The 18,636-nt window shown below is 47.8% G+C and carries 15 protein-coding genes; 4 read left to right on the forward strand and 11 right to left on the reverse strand.

The genetic code is table 11. The features are described 5' to 3' along the window. Positions 1–148: 148 nt before the first annotated feature. Complete coding sequence (locus H8K38_RS03265) at positions 149–1,099, reverse strand: tyrosine-type recombinase/integrase (protein ID WP_370587047.1); 951 nt, start codon at positions 1,097–1,099, stop codon at positions 149–151. Positions 1,100–1,327: 228 nt separating this feature from the next. Between H8K38_RS03265 and H8K38_RS03270 the strand changes: the two genes are divergently transcribed. The 4 genes from H8K38_RS03270 to H8K38_RS03285 all read left to right on the forward strand — a co-directional run bounded on the left by H8K38_RS03270 (position 1,328) and on the right by H8K38_RS03285 (position 5,763). Beyond that, positions 1,328–2,437: a DNA-binding protein gene (locus tag H8K38_RS03270; protein WP_186883386.1), complete on the forward strand. Its 1,110-nt coding sequence runs from the start codon at positions 1,328–1,330 to the stop codon at positions 2,435–2,437. A gap of 168 nt (positions 2,438–2,605) precedes the next feature. Beyond that, a complete protein-coding gene (locus tag H8K38_RS03275) occupies positions 2,606–2,896 on the forward strand; it encodes a FeoA family protein (protein ID WP_186883387.1) in 291 nt (96 codons plus the stop codon). Continuing rightward, entirely contained in the window at positions 2,896–4,785 is a 1,890-nt protein-coding gene (locus H8K38_RS03280; RefSeq protein WP_186883388.1) for a ferrous iron transporter B, read from the forward strand. Before H8K38_RS03275 ends, H8K38_RS03280 begins: the two co-directional genes overlap by 1 nt. Positions 4,786–5,175: 390 nt before the next feature. Further along, entirely contained in the window at positions 5,176–5,763 is a 588-nt protein-coding gene (locus H8K38_RS03285) for a hypothetical protein (protein ID WP_186883389.1), read from the forward strand. Positions 5,764–5,830: 67 nt separating this feature from the next. Here H8K38_RS03285 and H8K38_RS03290 read toward each other — a convergent pair whose 3' ends face one another. From H8K38_RS03290 to H8K38_RS03335, 10 genes are all read right to left on the reverse strand, one after another. Next, positions 5,831–7,432 carry an ABC-F family ATPase gene (locus tag H8K38_RS03290; RefSeq protein WP_186883390.1) on the reverse strand — a complete coding sequence of 534 codons (1,602 nt, stop codon included), beginning with the start codon at positions 7,430–7,432 and terminating at the stop codon, positions 5,831–5,833. Positions 7,433–7,725: 293 nt separating this feature from the next. Continuing rightward, positions 7,726–9,804: a 3-hydroxyacyl-CoA dehydrogenase NAD-binding domain-containing protein gene (locus tag H8K38_RS03295; RefSeq protein ID WP_186883391.1), complete on the reverse strand. Its 2,079-nt coding sequence runs from the start codon at positions 9,802–9,804 to the stop codon at positions 7,726–7,728. Positions 9,805–9,967: 163 nt separating this feature from the next. Further along, the gene (locus tag H8K38_RS03300) at positions 9,968–10,675 is read right to left on the reverse strand and encodes an ABC transporter ATP-binding protein (RefSeq protein WP_186883392.1); all 708 of its coding nucleotides are present in this window, start codon (positions 10,673–10,675) and stop codon (positions 9,968–9,970) included. Beyond that, the gene (locus H8K38_RS03305; RefSeq protein ID WP_186883393.1) at positions 10,672–11,439 is read right to left on the reverse strand and encodes an ABC transporter ATP-binding protein; all 768 of its coding nucleotides are present in this window, start codon (positions 11,437–11,439) and stop codon (positions 10,672–10,674) included. Before H8K38_RS03305 ends, H8K38_RS03300 begins: the two co-directional genes overlap by 4 nt. Then, a complete protein-coding gene (locus H8K38_RS03310) occupies positions 11,436–12,722 on the reverse strand; it encodes a branched-chain amino acid ABC transporter permease (protein ID WP_186883394.1) in 1,287 nt (428 codons plus the stop codon). Before H8K38_RS03310 ends, H8K38_RS03305 begins: the two co-directional genes overlap by 4 nt. A 2-nt stretch (positions 12,723–12,724) precedes the next feature. After that, positions 12,725–13,672, reverse strand: coding sequence for a branched-chain amino acid ABC transporter permease (locus H8K38_RS03315; protein WP_186883395.1), 948 nt, complete (start codon positions 13,670–13,672; stop codon positions 12,725–12,727). Between the two features lie 99 nt (positions 13,673–13,771). Beyond that, a complete protein-coding gene (locus H8K38_RS03320; protein ID WP_186883396.1) occupies positions 13,772–15,007 on the reverse strand; it encodes a branched-chain amino acid ABC transporter substrate-binding protein in 1,236 nt (411 codons plus the stop codon). Positions 15,008–15,124: 117 nt separating this feature from the next. Continuing rightward, positions 15,125–16,777, reverse strand: coding sequence for a 3-(methylthio)propionyl-CoA ligase (locus H8K38_RS03325; protein WP_186883397.1), 1,653 nt, complete (start codon positions 16,775–16,777; stop codon positions 15,125–15,127). Positions 16,778–17,118: 341 nt separating this feature from the next. After that, positions 17,119–18,048, reverse strand: coding sequence for a 23S rRNA (adenine(2030)-N(6))-methyltransferase RlmJ (locus H8K38_RS03330; RefSeq protein ID WP_186883398.1), 930 nt, complete (start codon positions 18,046–18,048; stop codon positions 17,119–17,121). 78 nt (positions 18,049–18,126) lie between these two features. Beyond that, complete coding sequence (locus tag H8K38_RS03335) at positions 18,127–18,630, reverse strand: GNAT family N-acetyltransferase (protein ID WP_186883399.1); 504 nt, start codon at positions 18,628–18,630, stop codon at positions 18,127–18,129. Positions 18,631–18,636: the final 6 nt, after the last annotated feature.

Genomic DNA, 18,636 nt, shown 5'->3' on the forward strand with positions numbered 1-18,636 from the left:
AAGAAAGCATCTCAATTATCATAGCAGAAGAGTTACAGCTATTTACCGCTTATCTCGGTAATTCCTATGATTCACGAGAAAATCATCAATGTCTTACCTTGTTATCGGATCAGAACGCCACTATGGCGTCAGCGATTTGTCATTGAGTTTATTTCTTTTGACGCAACAGACTATGCATGGCGTTTTCTTTGAATTGATCTGCATCCTCAATATAACCCTGAACAGTCCCGTCGAAACGCCAACCACCTTGGCGCTTGATATCCCGGAAGCTTGCACCGGCACGGTAAGCACTGGTAGCCATGCCGCGCCGCAAGCTATGACTGCTGAATTCCGGGACATAATCCAAACCCGCTGCAGTCGCGCATTCAGTCAGTATTTTATTCACGCTGTTCGCATGCAAAGCCTGTTCGCCGACATACTTCCACTGATCTATCCGCCTGAAGATTGCACCGGTATAAACACCCGAAACGCTAAGCCATCGTTTCAACGCCGTCGCCGGACAACAACTGCTATCGCCATAAGGAATTGCTTTTACGATTCCCTCCCCCGCCTGATCAGTTTTTGATCGCGGCAGCAGCAGGGTAATTCCCTCTGCTTCCCATTTCACGTCCTCACATCGCAAACTCACCAATTCAGAGCGACGAAAACCTCCGAAAAAGCCTATTTGCAGCAAAGCACTGTTCCTTATTGCTCTTATATCGCTCTGTTCAGAGAGATAAAGCACAATGCGCTCCAGCTCTTCGATAGCTAATGCCCTCGCCTTTTTTTTAGGTTTCGCATGGACTCGCGTAATGCCAGTCAGGATTTTTCGTACGTTAGGATGAGTGCAGGGATCAGGGAAGCCCTGGTGCTTATGCCATTGAGATAACGCCGTAATTCGTAAAGATAGCGTGCGAGGATTAAGTTTCCCGGCATGTTCTGCCATATAACGAACCAGGCTGGCCTCATCGGTGGGTAACAGTCCGCCCCACTCCAAAAAATGTCTGATGGCCGACCGATACGCCCGGCGGGTGTTCTCAGACGTTGCTGCCGCGAGAAATACAGCCAGTTGCTTTGCAGAGGTAGTCAAAGATCCATTTTGCGAACCAGGCAGCAACACTGCCCGCGTACTCCTGCCTGACTCAGAAATGTTATCTGTTAGTTGGATTGACTCTGGCAGTGAATTCATATTTCGTAACAGGCAACGGGGAAAACTGGATTAAATTTATATATAACATTCGATAATATACATTATCAACACCTATATTTCCAATAAATAAAAATAACTTTTTTAGTTTTTATCGTAATATTACGTATTATGTAATTTATTATCTTATTGAGGTGAGTGATGGCAAGAGCAGGCATTCTTTATTCTGACGTTGCACGAGCCGCCACTGAACTTGCGGCAAAAGGAGAAGCCGCTACCGTAGATAATGTGCGAAAGATGATGGGCGACACAGGGAGCAAAAGTACCATTGCCCCCATGCTTAAACGATGGAAAGAGGAACATCAGGACGAAGCTCAGGCAGCCAAATCTGGCCTGCCCGAATCCATTCTGAATGCGGTACGTGGAGTTTACGCGTTGCTGCAAAGCGACTGCGAGAACAAGATTATTGCTCTGACCGCAGAGCACGATGCATTGGTTCAGGCCGCAAAGACCCAGCAGGCAACGCTTAGCGACCTCATAGAGTCTCTCACTACAAGCAAAATCACTCTTGAGGCACAACTGGCAGCAACGCAGGAAAAGCTGGAGTCAATCGAAGAGAAATATTCAACTCTTCAATTAAAATTCACTGGCATGCAAAGTGAAAAAGAAGGATTAACGCTGCGGCTTGACGACAGAAGTCAGGAAGTCAAAGAGTTAAAACAGAAAAATGAGGCAATGCGTCATCAGTTTGAACATTTCCAGACCGCAACAGCGAATCAACGCGCCGACGACAGAAGAGCTTACGAAGCTCGCATAACACAAATAGAAAGCGAGCTGCAGCTTGCCAGAAAAAATAATCAAACTTTGGAAAGCACTCAGACAAAGCAGGAAGCAGAGATTCAACAGTTGCTATTAATTAACGCTGAAATTGCCAACAATGCGCAAAAGCGTAAAGAAGATCTGGAAGCCCTTCAGATAAAGCATTATCAGACAGACTTTCTCTTGCAAGAAACGAAGCAAGAAAATCTCCTTCTCAAAAAGGATCTATCAGCAACTCAACTGGAATCACAACGTTTACAGACATCCACTGCCGTCTCTGCAAAGTTGCAAGACGTGCTGACTGAGCAACTGAAACAGTCTGAAATAAAAACAAGAAAGGTTGAAGAGGAAAAACAGGCGCTGATAATAGAGCTCATCAAAACCAGGGCAAATGATGTTACGCCCAACGAAAATCTTAACGACAACCCGGCACTTGAAAGCCAAAGCAAGCATCTCATACAAGACATCCCGACAACGAAGCCAGATCGCTGAAGCGGCTAATATTATCTGAAGATATTTAATTCAATTTAACCAAGTAAAATCAATCGCTTCACTTTCAATAGCAGGAAGAACGCGGAAGAATGATTGAATAGACTGCGATATTGATATATATTCTCATTATCATTTAGAGTTACTTCACATCAATTACCGTCTGGTGCCATGAGCAGTTTGCCTGTATCCCCCTCCCCGATCACCCTGAATCATCTTCGCGTCGGCGATGCCGCCATCGTGACTGATCTGTTCCAACCAGCCCAAAGCAATCTGATTCAGGCAACAGATATCATCCGCCGCTTGAAGGAATTGGGATTTATTCATGGGGAGAAGATCAAAATATTGCACAAAGGTTACTTTGGCGGCGAACCCATTGCGGTCCGGGTCGGAGAATCGACGTTTGCCCTCCGGAATTTTGAGGCAGCCTTGATAGGCGTCAGCAAAACGGAGGCAGCGTAATGACTGAACATCTCAAGCCACAGCGCATTGCATTAGTCGGCAACCCCAACTGCGGTAAAACTGCCTTATTTAACCGGCTGACTGGCGCAAGACAAAAAGTCGCCAATTACGCCGGTGTAACAATAGAACGCAAGGAAGGACACTTCACGGCACCAAATGGCCGTCACTGGAGTGTGCTTGACCTTCCGGGCACATATAGTCTGAATGCGATCACTCCCGATGAGAAAATCACAGAAGAAGTCGTCAAAGGTCAGCGCGCTAACGAAGCTTTGCCTGATGCCATTCTTTGCGTCGTGGATGCAACCAATCTCAAGCGGGGCCTGCGACTTGCCTTTGAACTTAAAGACCTCGGTTTACCACTGATTCTCGCTGTCAACATGATGGATCTGGCAAAAAAACGCCAGATTAATATAGATATCAATGCATTGGCATCGGCGCTGAATATTCCCGTTGTTGAGACGATTGCCGTTGAAACTGAAGGTGTTGACGCCTTGCTTCGTCAACTGGAAATACTTGCGCAATCATTAGATGGTACTGATAATGCCCCGCCCGCAGCGACTGCATTAACACGATCACCAGAAGAAATTCAACGTTCAGTGAATGCATTAATTGCCGCGTGCGTACAGCAAGTAAAAGATGCAGGCAAAGAAGAAGCCCCACTCAGTTACCGTATAGATCGATGGATATTACATCCGGTATTCGGCCCGCTGATTTTTGCCAGTCTCATGTTTTTGGTATTTCAGGCTGTGTTTGCCTGGGCGCAGTTACCGATGGAATTGATTAAGTCATCCATTGAAGGTTTGGGTAGCCTGGTTGAATCGGCCCTGCCAGCAGGCATATTGCAAGAACTGCTAGTCAAAGGTGTCATCGGCGGTGCCGGCAGCGTTCTGGTTTTCCTGCCACAGATTGTCATTCTGTTTTTCTTCATTCTCGTGATGGAAGACTCTGGCTATCTTCCCCGGGCAGCATTTTTGCTTGATAGAATTATGGGGAAAGTGGGCTTATCCGGTCGCGCGTTTATTCCTTTGTTGTCCAGTTTTGCTTGCGCGATCCCTGGCATCATGGCGACCCGCACGATTCAAAATCCACGTGATCGCCTGGTCACCATCATGATCGCCCCTCTGATGACATGTTCAGCGCGATTGCCAGTCTATGCTCTGATTATTGCGGCTTTTATTCCTGAAAAAACAGTCTTCGGCATATTGAGCCTACAAGGTTTAGTCTTGTTTGCCTTATATATTGCCGGCATTGTTTCTGCGATGCTGGTCGCTCTGTTTTTTAAATATCAATGGGGTAAAGCCGAGCTGCATTCACTTATGCTGGAGTTGCCCGATTATCGCCTGCCGAACACGCGCAATTTACTGTTAGGCTTGTGGGAGCGGGTAAAAATCTTTACCACCCGCGTCGGCACCATCATTCTGGCGTTAATGATTCTGTTGTGGTTTCTCAGCAGCTTCCCTGGTGCACCTGAAAATGCAACGCAACCACCGATTTATTACAGTATTGCTGGCCATCTCGGGCGCCTGCTTGAATTCGTTTTTGCCCCGATAGGATTTAACTGGCAAATTTGTATTGCACTGGTTCCGGGACTTGCCGCTCGTGAAGTCGCCGTTGCCGCACTTGGCACTGTCTATGCCCTGTCGCAATCCGGCGACGAGCTTAGCAGCATGCTGGAGCCGCTTATTGCGCAATCCTGGAGTCTGCCAACCGCCTTATCTTTATTGGCTTGGTATGTCTTCGCGCCGCAATGTATCGCAACCTTGAGTGTGGTAAAGCGTGAAACGAATACCTTGCGATATCCTGTATTGATGGCAGCGTATTTATTTGGCCTTGCCTATATTGCGTCTTTTATGACGTATCGATTGGCGCTATTCTTTACCGGGGCTTAATCATGTTACAAATGGCAATCACTTTTCTGATTTTATTCGCAGCGTTGATCTATCTCCTGCTGAAATGGATGCCAGCGTCTGTCAGAAAAAAAATACACGTCAAGCTGAGTGGTCGCCATCCCAAGCTCGCAAGTCACTTTGAAGGTGCGGCGAAAAGCTGCGCCAGTTCTTGCTCTTCATCGTGTCATAGTTGCGATGAAACATCGCAACCCACACAATTGAGCCAACACTCTAAACCTGTCATTCCTATCCATAAAATCTGACATTGTCAGGTGTTTTATCCGTTACCCCCTTCAATACCTGTAGCATCGACGGCAAGTGTGTTGTATTCTTTTGCTGAGTTCCAGATACTGATTCTGGTGTAACAATGATTTGGGGCCGATGCTCAATATGTTGAACAGCATTTACGATAAGACAGAAAAAGGGCGCGAGGAAATCGCTACCCGCAAACATCACTTGGCTAACCGTCTTCGCACATTGCTGGTCATGGTGGACGGAAAACAAAGCGCCACAGATCTATTGAAAAAAGTATCCGCATTAGGGTTTGATGAAAATAATGTACAGGAACTTTTAGATCAGGAATTTATCACCGTTGTCAGCAAAGCCGGGGAAATGCCCGTCGCTGCTGCGCCTGAAATTAATCTCGTCAGCGACTTACCTCCGCCCGTCGCTGTTGCGGTTGAAGAGATGAGCGAATCTGAACAATTTCGCGAGGTGTATACCTTCTTCAACGAAACGATTAAAAGTGTTCTTGGATTGCGCGGGTTCACCTTACAGATGAAGGTTGAGCGTGCAAGTACATTGGATGATTTCAAGAAGTTACGGCAGCCTTATCTGGAAGCGGTGCTGAAATCAAAAGGAAGGGAAATGGCGCGCAGCTTGCGGGACAGACTCGATTATCTGCTATACAAAGGTGAACAAGTGCAGCAGAGCGATACATTATTACGTGATAGTGCAATCAACTTTAGTAACAAGTAATCAGTACATAAAAAAAGCCGGGATAGCCCGGCTTTTTTTATTGCACCACGTGCGCTGCCGCAGTAGTTTATTCAATCCCCTGACTGCTCAGATATTCCTCGTAGGTACCTTGGAAATCAATGATTTCATTTTCCTTGATCTCAAGTACGCGGGTTGCCAGCGACGATACAAATTCACGGTCATGCGAGACGAAAATCAGGGTTCCCGCATATTTTTCCAAGGCGATATTCAATGACTCGATCGATTCCATATCCATGTGATTCGTCGGTTCATCCATTAACAATACATTGTGACGACCCAACATCAGCTTACCGTACATCATTCGTCCTTTTTCACCACCGGACAGAACTTTCACTGATTTCTTCACATCGTCGCCGCCAAACAAAAGGCGTCCGAGGATGGAGCGCACGGCCTGATCATCATCGCCCTCTTGCGTCCATTGGCCAATCCAGTCTGTCAGATTTTTGTCTGATGCGAACTCTTCGGTAGGATCTTGCGGCATATATCCGACATTCGCATTTTCTGCCCATTTGACAGTGCCGCGATCAGCGTGCAGACCAGCGATATCGTCGCCACCAATGCAGCGCAATAAAGTCGTTTTACCAATACCATTGGCACCGATAATCGCTACCCGCTCACCCGCCTCGATCATCAGATCGACATTCTTAAACAGCGTGCGATCATATGCCTTCGTCAGGCCTTGCACTTCTACTGCCAGACGATGCAACTTCTTCTCGCCATCAAAACGCACGAAGGGATTCTGGCGGCTTGAAGGTTTAAATTCTTCGATTTTAATTTTATCGATTTGCTTGGCGCGGGAAGTTGCCTGACGTGCCTTCGATTTATTAGCAGAGAAGCGACGCACGAAATCTTGCAACTCAGCGACTTTTTCCTTGGCCTTGGCATTGTTGGCCATTTGCTGCGCACGTGCCTGCGACGATGCCAGCATATAGTCATCGTAATTGCCAGGATAGATTTTCAGCGTGCCATAGTCCATATCCGCCATGTGGGTACAAACCTGATTCAGGAAATGGCGATCATGCGAAATGATGATCATGGTTGAATTGCGCTGATTCAGAATATCTTCCAGCCAGCGGATGGTGTTGATATCCAGATTATTGGTCGGTTCATCGAGCAACAAAATATCAGGGTTAGAAAACAAGGCTTGCGCCAGCAAAACGCGCAACTTCCAGCCCGGTGCGATCGCACTCATCAAACCCTGATGCTGATCTGTCGGAATGCCAACACCCAACAGCAACTCGCCTGCACGTGCTTCTGCCGTGTAACCGTCATATTCGGCAAATTTGGCTTCCAGATCGGCCGCCTTCATGTAGTCTTCGTCGGTTGCTTCAGGGTTTGCATAGATCGCGTCGCGCTCAGACATTGCAGCCCACATTTCTGTGTGCCCCATCATTACGACATCCAGAACGCGCATCTCTTCAAACGCAAACTGATCCTGACGTAATTTACCCAGACGTTCATTCTGATCCAGCATGACTGTGCCGGAAGACTGCTCCAGATCGCCGCCAAGGATTTTCATGAAAGTAGATTTGCCACAACCGTTGGCACCAATAAGACCGTAACGATTGCCCTCGCCAAATTTGACTGAGATATTTTCAAACAGCGGCTTAGGGCCAAACTGCATGGTGATATTTGCGGTAGATAGCACGGAAAAACCTTTTGCAAAATGATATGAATTAACCGTGCATTATAACATTGCTGAACAGAAGGATTTTCACTACGGCCTTGAAGTCTTTTGCTTCAATCAGGTTTTTGGGGGAGTATCCGCATAAAACCGCTTAATCTCCGCAGAAACAATGGGGGTTCAAACATACTGGGGGGAGTATATTTCGCCCTTTTTTGATCATTTTTGTCTGCTAAAACAAAAAGCACGATCAACGTCGTGCTTTTTGTTCAGGTTTTCAAACTGAAATACTTCAGTTGAAATCAACTGCGGCAGACTTAATTAAACGTCTTCCCTTCCTCTGCCAGTTTTGCCAGCAATGGCGCTGGTTTCCACGCATCACCGTGGCGACCTTTGGCATATTTCTCCATAGCCCGCACTACATTCGGCAAGCCGACTGTATCCGCGTAGAACATAGGGCCGCCGGTATGCAGAGGGAAGCCATAGCCAGTCAGATACACCATGTCGATATCAGAAGCGCGTGTTGCAATGCCTTCTTCAAGGATGTATGCCGCTTCATTCACCAGCGAATAAATCAGGCGTTCAACGATTTCCTGATCGGAAATTTTGCGGCGCTCGATACCCAGATCGGCAGAATGTTTGACGATCATGTCATTGACCACGGCAGATGGATAAGCCTTGCGATCACCCGGTTTGTAGTCATACCAGCCAGCGCCGGTTTTCTGACCGAAGCGGCCCAACTCGCACAACAAATCGGCTGTTTTTGAATAAGTGATGTGTGGCTTTTCTACGTAACGACGTTTGCGGATATACCAGCCGATATCGTTCCCTGCCAAGTCACCCATGCGGAAAGGTCCCATTGCAAAACCGAGTTTTTCAACGGCTTTATCGACTTGTTCCGGCGTGCAGCCTTCTTCCAGTAAGAATCCTGCCTGACGGCTGTATTGCTCGATCATACGATTGCCGATGAAGCCGTCGCAGACACCAGAAACCACGCCTGTTTTTTTGATTTTTTTAGAAATCGCCAGCACCGTTGCCAACACATCTTTCGCCGTTTTCTTACCGCGTACGATTTCCAGCAACTTCATGACATTGGCCGGGCTGAAGAAATGCGTGCCCACCACGTCTTGCGGACGTTTAGTGAAATCAGCAATTTTATCGACATCAAGCGTCGATGTATTGGACGCCAGAATCGCACCCGGCTTCATGACTTCATCGAGCTTTTTAAAGACTTGCTCTTTAACGCCCATATCTTCAAAAACGGCCTCGATGACCATGTCTGCCTGAGCGATCGCTTCATACGATAAGGTGCCGGTAATTAAGGCGACTCGTTGCTCAAATTTTTCTTGCGTCAGCTTGCCTTTTTTCAGCGTGTTTTCGTAATTTTTGCGTATCGTTGCCAAACCTTTGTCCAGCGCTTCCTGTTTCATTTCGAGAATCTGTACAGGAATGCCGGCATTGGCAAAGTTCATCGCAATACCGCCCCCCATGGTGCCGGCGCCGATCACTGCGACCGATTTCACCGGACGAGTCGGTGTGTCATCAGGAACATCCGGCAACTTGCTGGCTGCGCGTTCACCGAAGAAAGCATGACGCAGCGCTTTAGATTCTGTTGTTTGTACTAATTCGAGGAATAAGTCACGTTCAAATTTAATACCGTCATCGAACTTTTTCGTTACCGCAGCGGCCACCGCTTCGACGCATTTCAATGGCGCAGGGAATGGGCCTGACATTGCGCGTACGGTATTGCGGGAAAATTGCAGGAAGGCTTCGTAGTTCGGGTAATCGATTTTGATGTCGCGTACTTTAGGCAACGGACGCACATCCGCCACTTTGTTCGCAAATGCGGTTGCTGCGGCCATCAGATCGCCTTCGGCAAGTTCATTGAACAGCGCTGTTTTCGCGAGTTTTTCTGAAGCGATCGGCGTTCCCGAAACAATCATATTCAAGGCCAGTTCCAGTCCGACGACGCGTGGCAAACGTTGTGTGCCGCCTGCGCCAGGTAAAATGCCCAGCTTCACTTCTGGCAACGCAATCTGTGCGCCAGGGCTGGCGACACGATAGTGGCAACCCAAAGCCAATTCCAAACCACCGCCCATGGCAACGCTGTGTATTGCTGCGATCACTGGTTTGTCTGACGATTCAATGACGCTGATCACGGTATGCAGGCTGGGCTCAGCAAATGCTTTTGGAGAATTAAATTCTTTGATGTCTGCACCGCCTGAAAACGCTTTGCCTGCACCAGTGATGATGATGGCTTTGACCGCATCGTTATTCTGCGCCTGCTTCATGCCTTCGACGATCGCGTGGCGGGTCGCATGCCCCAGACCATTGACCGGTGGATTGTTCAGGGTAATAACGGCAATGCTGCCGTCAACTTTGTATTCTGCGCTCATGTCTCTTCCTAAGGTTGAAATACGAATGGAATTGGTTTTTCTAAATGAATCAAATCTGGTGGGCGAATTCAAACAAAACACACACAAACTTGACTATAACTTAAAAATAGTACGGTCGTGTTATTTTTATTGATTTTCTTTTTTTCGCCATTCAACAGACCGATTACACCTCCAGCCATTCTTGCCTGATTTTGTCGTTGGCAAGCAAATCTTCGGGCGTCCCTTCAAACACGATACTGCCATGCCCCATGACATAGACCCGCTGCGAAATCTGCAGTGCAATCGCTAATTTTTGCTCGACCAGCAACACAGAAACTCCCCGGTTTTTCAGCTCTTTCAGATACTCAGCCACCAGTTCAACGATCTTCGGCGCCAGACCTTCGGTTGGTTCATCAATCATGATCAGATCAGGATCCCCCATCAGCGTCCGGCACAAGGTCAGCATTTGTTGTTCGCCACCAGACATCACGCCAGCCAGGGTATTACGCCTTTCGCGTAAGCGTGGAAACATCTGGTACATATCTTCCATTTCCCAGCGTGGTTTCGTCTTGGTATTCGATTTTTCACCTAGCAGTAAATTCTGCTCTACCGTCAGCGTCGGGAAAATATCGCGATTTTCCGGCACGTAGCCCAGGCCTTTGTGCGCGATCTGAAAGGCTTTCAGACCTATCATCTGCTCGCCTTTGAATAAGACAGATCCGGTTGCATGAACTTGCCCCATCGTTGCTTTGACCGTGGTTGAACGCCCTACTCCGTTACGTCCGAGCAAACTGACGATCTCGCTATCATTGACATGCAGATCGACGCCATGTAATACATGGCTTTTGCCATAGAACGCATTTAAATCTTTAATTTCAAGCAGCGCACTCATGCGTGTTCCTCCGTCGGTGCGTGACCACCAAGATAAGCGTCTTTGACTTTTTGATTGTTGCGTATATTTTGTGGCGTATCGCAGGCAATCACCTCGCCATAGACGACCACCGCAATTTTATCGGCCAGCCCGAAAACGACGCTCATATCATGCTCGACCATCAATAAAGTTTTACCCTCCGTGACCTTGCGTATCAGTTCAACCGCCGCATCAGATTCAGAACGGCTCATCCCCGCAGTCGGCTCATCCAGCAAAATCACGTCTGCACCACCAGCAATCGTAATACCGATCTCCAGCGCCCGTTGTTCTGCATAAGTAAGCAAGCCAGCAGTGACATCACGCCGCCGTTTTAAACCTATCTGTTCCAGCACATGTTCTGCACGTTCCTGAGCATCTTTCAGGCCGTTCAGCCTTTGCCAGAACGAATATTTATAGCCCAAGGACCACAAAACTGCACAGCGTAAATTTTCAAAGACAGTGAGTCGGTGGAAAATATTCGTAATCTGAAAGCTGCGTGACAAACCACTGCGATTAATCTCGTATGGCTTCAGATTCCGGATGCTGTTGCCATTCAGGAGAATGTCACCTGAACTGATACCGAATCGTCCTGAAATCAGATTAAACAAGGTTGATTTTCCGGCTCCGTTTGGGCCGATAATGGCAAAACGCTCCCCTTTCGGCACCTGCAGATTTGCACCACGAATAATTTCAGCGCTGCCAAAACTTTTCCGGACGTCTTTTAATTCCAGCGAAAAACCACTCATACCTGCGCCCTCCGCATAGCTTCTTCTATTTCTGTATTCACCTCGCCCCATACTTTTTGGAAAGGTGCTTTAAACAGGACAAACCCGGCAACACCTGTCGCCAGCGTCAGTAAAGCAATGGCCCACGAGCCACCGCCAACAGAATTGAATGTCATACCAAAAATGGAAATCACAGGATTTTGTGTTGATTCGAGTGAGAGTTGATACAGCATCTCTATGGCCAGCACCAGACCGGCGATACCGATCAAGGATGAAACCAACAGTTTCCACAAGACTGGCCAGACGCGGCCAAATTTTGAAAACTTCACCAGACGCAGATTCATCATCAGGATGCTGGCAATGCCACCGGGCGCGTACATCACGATCAATATGAAAAATACCCCCAGATACAATTGCCATGCTTTTGTGAAGTCCGACAGCATCACCGTTAAAAACACACCGAGAATAGCTCCGATCAATGGGCCGAAGAAAAAGCCTATGCCGCCGATGAACGTGAACAGCAATACCGCACCGGAACGAATGGCACTGACGTTCTCAGCCGTCACAATTTCAAAATTGATCGCAGACAAACCACCGGAAATGCCGGCAAAAAACGCTGACAAAATCAGGGTCAGATAACGTACCCATTGTGTGTCGTAACCCACAAACTCTGCACGTTCAGGATTGTCGCGGACAGCATTAATCATGCGCCCCAGCGGCGTTTGCGTAAAAGCAAACATCGCGACCGCGCTGACGAACAACCAGAATGCGATCAGATAATAGACCTGGATTTGCGGCCCGTAAGTGATACCCATGAATGCCTGTCCTATGACCCGGTTGGTCGAGATTCCGCCCTCACCTCCGAAAAACTTAGGGAACATCAGGGAACATGCAAAGACCAGTTCCACCATCCCCAACGTGATCATGGAAAAAGTAGTGCCGGATTTTTTGGTCGTCACGTAGCCAAATAAAATTCCGAATCCCATTCCTGCAATCCCCCCCACCAGCGGAATCATGGAGACGGGAATCGGCAGACTGCCTTCTGCGATCATGTTCATCGCATGGACTGCAAAAAATGCCCCCAGGCCAGAATACACTGCATGACCAAATGACAGCATACCGCCCTGTCCCAACAGCATATTGAAAGACAAACCGAAAATCATCAGCGTCCCCATCTGCGACAGCAGAGATAAGGCAGCACCTTCATGAAAAATCAGCGGAGCGACGACCAGAATCAATGCAAAGCAGCTCCAGGTCAGCCAGCGGCCCAGATTCAAGGGCTTATATTGTAAAGTGGTAGTCATTTTTATCCCTCACGTGTGCCAAGCAAACCGCGCGGTCTGAAGATCAGAATCAACACCAGTAACAGATACGGCATCACTGGAGCGATCTGCGCAATCGTCAGACTCAGCAAAGAATACAGAGGAGAACTTGCGCTGATCAGTACGCCAAACTTAGCCAGTACGGTGGCAAACGAATGGTCAAGTGCAACAGCAAATGTCTGCAACACACCGATCAGTAAAGACGCGACAAACGCCCCCGCCAGCGATCCCATTCCGCCCACGACGACGACAACGAAAATAATGCTGCCGAGCGTCGCTGCCATGCCGGGTTCGGTAACGAATGCGTTACCACCGACAACGCCGGCCAGACCTGCGAGCGCACAACCACCACCAAATACCAGCATGAAAACGCGCGGCACATTATGTCCCAGCGCCTCCACCGCATCAGGATGTGTCAATGCTGCCTGAATCACGAGACCAATCCGGGTTCTGGTGAGTAGCAGATAAATAAACAGCAGCATGAGCAAGGCGACCAGCATCATGAAGCCGCGATAAATCGGGAAGGTTGTGGTGTAGAGAGTAAACAACGGGCCATCCAGTGATGCCGGAATCGCATAAGGAACAACGGATCGCCCCCAAATCAGTTGCACGACTTCCACGATCACATACGACAATCCGAACGTGAACAGCAGTTCCGGAATGTGCCCGTACTTATGGACCGAGCGCAAACCGTAACGCTCAACCAAGGCACCGAGAACGCCGACCAGCAAAGGCGCAATAAAAAAAGCCGTCCAGAATCCAAATTTGGAGCTCAGCATGTAGGCAAAATAGGCACCCAGCATATAAAAACTGGCATGCGCAAAATTGAGCACACCCATCATGCTGAAAATCAGTGTCAGGCCAGATGACAGCATGAACAACAGCAGCCCATAACTGATCCCATTCAACAAAGTAATAAGGGTAAATTCCACAGCAACATCCCTTTCAGCGACATCTTATGAACGATCGTACTATTTTGTGACAAAAAAAGAGAGTCAATTGTGGCATGACTCTCTTTTCAGATTTAAAAATTAACCTGGTCGCTTCATTTGACAAGACGAAGGCTGGGAAGCCACAAACGCATCAATTTTCTGATTTGTTTTCCAGCCCAGTCCTGTATTTTCCTGATCGAACTTCACATCTTTACCATTGGTTTTTACCCAGGTAGCGATGTACAGAGGTTGCTGCAACTGATGGTCAACCTTACGCATCACCGCTTCACCATTGAGGCTCTTAAAGGTCGCACCTTCAAGTGCAGCAGCAATTTTCGCCGGTTCAGCACTCTTTGCTTGTTTTACCGCTTGCGACATTGCCTGAATGATGGAATACGTCGCCATGGAATAGTAGTCGTCTTTATATTTGGCTTTAAATCCCTCGACGATATCTTTACCGGCGTAGGTCTCATTATTCACATTCCAGTAGCCCACGTATTTCACGTGATCTATACCGGCCGCACCCATTGCAGTCGGCACGCCTGTGGTCGAACCGTAGTAGGTATAAAAGTTGGCTTTCAGATCGGCATCTTTGGCTGCCTTAATCAGTAAGGCCAGATCGGCACCCCAGTTTCCTGTGATGACAGTATCCGCGCCGGAAGCTTTGATTTTGGCAATGTAAGGGGAAAAATCCTTGACCTGGCCGATAGGATGAAGATCGTCACCGACGATTTGTACGTCGGAGCGTTTGCGTGCGAGATACTCTTTCGCAGCCCGCGTTACCTGATGACCGAAAGAATAATTCTGACCGATGATATAGACCTTCTTCACAGTCTTATCTGCTGCCATATAAGTCGTCAGCGCTTCCATCTTCATGTCGGAATTGGCATCGAAACGGAAATGCCAATAGCTGCATTTACTGTTCGTCATATCAGGATCGACAGCGGCATGATTCAGGTAAATGATTTCCTTGCCTGGATTGCGCTCATTGTATTTATTGACTGCATCCAGCAATGCCAGACCGACGCCAGAACCATTACCTTGCGTGATATAACGAAAACCTTTATCGATCGCTGTTTTCAGTACATTCAGTGACTCTTGTGGGCTGCCTTTATTGTCAAAGCCAACGACTTCAAACGTATTATTGCCTGCCCATTTTTCAGCGTTTGCCTTATCGGCGATATATTGGAAGGAATTCAGAATGTTCTGGCCAACCGGCGCAAACGGGCCGGATAAAGGGTCGATGTAGGCTATTTTAATATTCTCTGCCATCGACACTGGTGAAGTTAAAGCGAATGCAATTGCGACGAAAGATGCGCGTAATGGGAATTTCATTTGTCTCTCTCCGTTTTTTAGGAATGGAAATTTTTTACCCTGCTGACTTGTCTTGCGCTGGCTGCCTCATTGGAATGTTTTATGTAAGAGGCAGCCAAAGTAATGCAATCTGATCTTTTATGCTGTCGGTAGTTTGTGCTCCTTAAATTGTTCTCTCAGTTTGTTTTTCAAAATTTTACCGGTTGCACCCAATGGCAATGCATCGATAAATGCGACGTCATCCGGCAGCCACCATTTCGCGACCTTGCCTTCAAAGAATTGTAAGAGTTCTTCTTTCGTTACTTCTGCCCCTGCCTTTTTTACCACCAGCAGTAAAGGGCGCTCATCCCATTTAGGATGAAAAATACCGATACACGCCGCCTGCATCACCGCTGGATGAGAAACTGCAACGTTTTCCAGATCTATCGTACCTATCCATTCGCCACCGGATTTGATCACATCTTTGCTGCGGTCGGTAATCTGCATAAAGCCATCGGCGTCGATCGTCGCCACATCGCCAGTCGGGAACCAGCCATCCTCCAGCACTTCGCCACCTTCATTTTTATAATACGAATTAATGATCCACGGGCCTTTGACCAACAGGTTGCCGTAAGTCTTACCGTCCCAAGGTAACTCTTTGCCATCATCGCCGACGATTTTCATATCAACGCCGTACAACACATGCCCCTGTTTGGTCAGCACAGCTTCTTTTTCCGGCTCACTCAGATCCATATGTTTGGTCAGCAAGGAACAAGCCGTTCCCAGCGGAGACATTTCCGTCATTCCCCAAGCGTGCACGACCTCGACGTGATAGGTGTGGCGGAACGTGTGCATCATCGCCGGAGGACAGGCTGAGCCACCAATAACAGTGCGTCTGAACGTAGAGAACGTCAGCTTATTTTGCTCCACGTAGTTCAGCAAACCTAACCATACCGTCGGAACGCCAGCGGAAAAAGTGACTTTTTCCTGCTCAAATAATTCATACAAGGATTTACCGTCAAGGTGCGGACCGGGGAAAACCAGTTTGGCGCCGGTTAATGGTGCTGAATACGGCAAGCCCCACGCATTCACATGAAACATCGGAACCACAGGAACGATAGAGTCCCTTGCAGATACATTCAGTCCATCCGGCATCGCCGACGCATACGAATGCAAAATAGTCGAACGATGTGAATACAAAGCACCTTTAGGATGGCCTGTTGTACCCGATGTGTAGCACAGGCTGGAAGCCGAATTTTCGTCAAATAATGGCCAGACAAAATCATCTGTATTCGCATCAATCAATTCTTCATAGCACAACAGATTCGGAACCCCGCTGTCTTCGGGCATGTGTTCACGCCCGCACATCATGATGAAACCTTTTACCGTCGGGCAATGTGCTGCAATCGCTTTGATTATCGGTAAAAACGTGATGTCAAACATCAGATACTGATCTTCGGCGTGATTCACGATGTAAGTGATTTGCTCGGGATGCAGACGTGGATTGATGGTATGCAGCACTGCTCCAGAGCCGGATACGGCGTAATACGCTTCGAGATGGCGATAACCATTCCATGCCAGCGTCGCTATTCTGTCACCTATTTTGACGCCAAAATTCGATAAAGCATTCGCCAGCTTTTTCGAGCGGCGATGGCACTCAGTGTAGTTGTAGCGATGAATATCACCTTCAACGCGGCGAGAGACGATCTCGCTTTGTCCAAAATACCGATCCGCATGCTCAATAAGGCTTGAGATAAGCAAAGGCTTTTGCATCATTTGGCCCATGACCGGACTCTTAGGGTACGCTGACATTTGTTCTCCTCTGATGAACTACTAAGTTGTTTACTTCGTTTTTAACTGCATTTTCTAAATTTTATTCTTAGCTGATTTTTGTACGACCGTACTAATCCGTCAATCACTATTTTTTTTGCATAGCAACATATGCTCTTAGAGAATTTCCTCTATTCATTACAAACTCTTTTCTGGCAACGCATTCCCGCATATTGCACTGCGCAAAAACGGAAAAAATAAGCTGCTCCTGATAATGAAAAAAAGGGTGGCAGACACGCAATGTCTGCCACCCTTTTTATTAAACAAGCAAGAATAATTACTGCTATGCAAGTAACTACCGTCAAGTTTTCATTATTTCTGTGTTATCCGCGTTGAGGGCGCAATGCTTTTGCGCTCATGCCCGTCAGCGGTGCGCCGCTTTCCAGTTCAAAACGGGCGTCTTTATCACGTCCTAATGCTGCAACCAGATACGGCATCGTTTCTTTCAGGGTTGCCATCAAGGTCCATGGCGGGTTCAGAATAAACATACCGCTGCTATGCAAGCCAAATCCGTCAGGCGATGGCCCACTGATAGATAAAGTCACATTCAGCCATTCTTTTGACGCCAGTCGCTTCAATTTTTCCGGCAGTTGTCGCGATTCCTGACGTTGTAATGCCGGATACCATACGGCATAAGTCCCTGTCGGGAAGCGTTTCAATGCATCTTCCAGTGCTACTTTAACGCGACGATAATCGTCTTTCACCTCATACGGTGGATCAATCAGCACTAATCCACGACGCGATGGTGGCGGTAATAATGCCTTCATACTTTCAAAGCCATCGCCATCAGAAATAATCACCCGCTTACCACGCACCGTTGGGCGTCGCCCCTGTTCGGCGGCGTGCGCGTCGAGCTTACGGAAGTTCTCACTGAGTATCTTGATTTCACTCGGATGTAACTCGAATAAGCGCAGCCGGTCTTGCTCACGCATGACCTTATCGGCGCAATATGGTGACCCCGGGTAATAACGCATTTTGCCACTGGGATTCAGATCTTTGATGAGCGCCATATATTCTGCCAGCGCTGGCGGCAGATCCTTTTTATCCCACAAAGGAGCAATACCAGTCTCATATTCAGCATTTTTCATGGCATAACCACTGTCCAGTGCATACAAACCTGCGCCGGAATGGGTATCGATATATGTATATGCTGCGTCTTTCTGATTCATGTATTGCAGCAACTGAATTAAGACCAGGTGCTTAAGTACGTCGGCATGATTGCCAGCATGAAAGCCGTGACGATAACTGAGCATGAATTGAATTCCTATAAAAAATGAAAGGCAACCTGCCTGCGCAGATTGCCATAATAACCAAGCCGTTGAACAGGGATGTCAGGCTACACGCTTGCCGACAATAATCAGATCGCGCTCTATCCCATCCAAAGTGGCAACACGTGGCATGTGAGCCCAGGTTCCGAATCCGAAATTTTCAAACAATTTCAGACTAGGCGTATTGTGGCCAAAAATAAATCCCAACAAGGTATGGACATTGATTGCCGGCGCGTGCCCGATCGCCAGACTCAGAAAGTGTTTTCCCAGACCTTTGCCGCGCGCATTTTCATGCAGGTAAATCGATAATTCCGCGGTTCCTGCATATGCAGGGCGTCCATAGAAATTGGAAAACGACAACCAACCGGTAATTTGACCATCCTGTTCACTGACCCATAAAGGCCGACGCTCTGGCGCGTGATCGTAAAACCATTGATGCCGTGATTCCACTGTCACAGGTTCCGTATCGGCTGTCACCTGGCGGGAGGCGATCGTCGAATTATAAATAGCGACAATCGCTGGCAAATCGTCAAAATTGGCGATTCTGTATGAAAAATGATCCGGCATGATACT

Source organism: Undibacterium sp. FT79W, from assembly GCF_014284215.1.
Lineage (GTDB): Bacteria > Pseudomonadota > Gammaproteobacteria > Burkholderiales > Burkholderiaceae_D > Undibacterium > Undibacterium aquatile.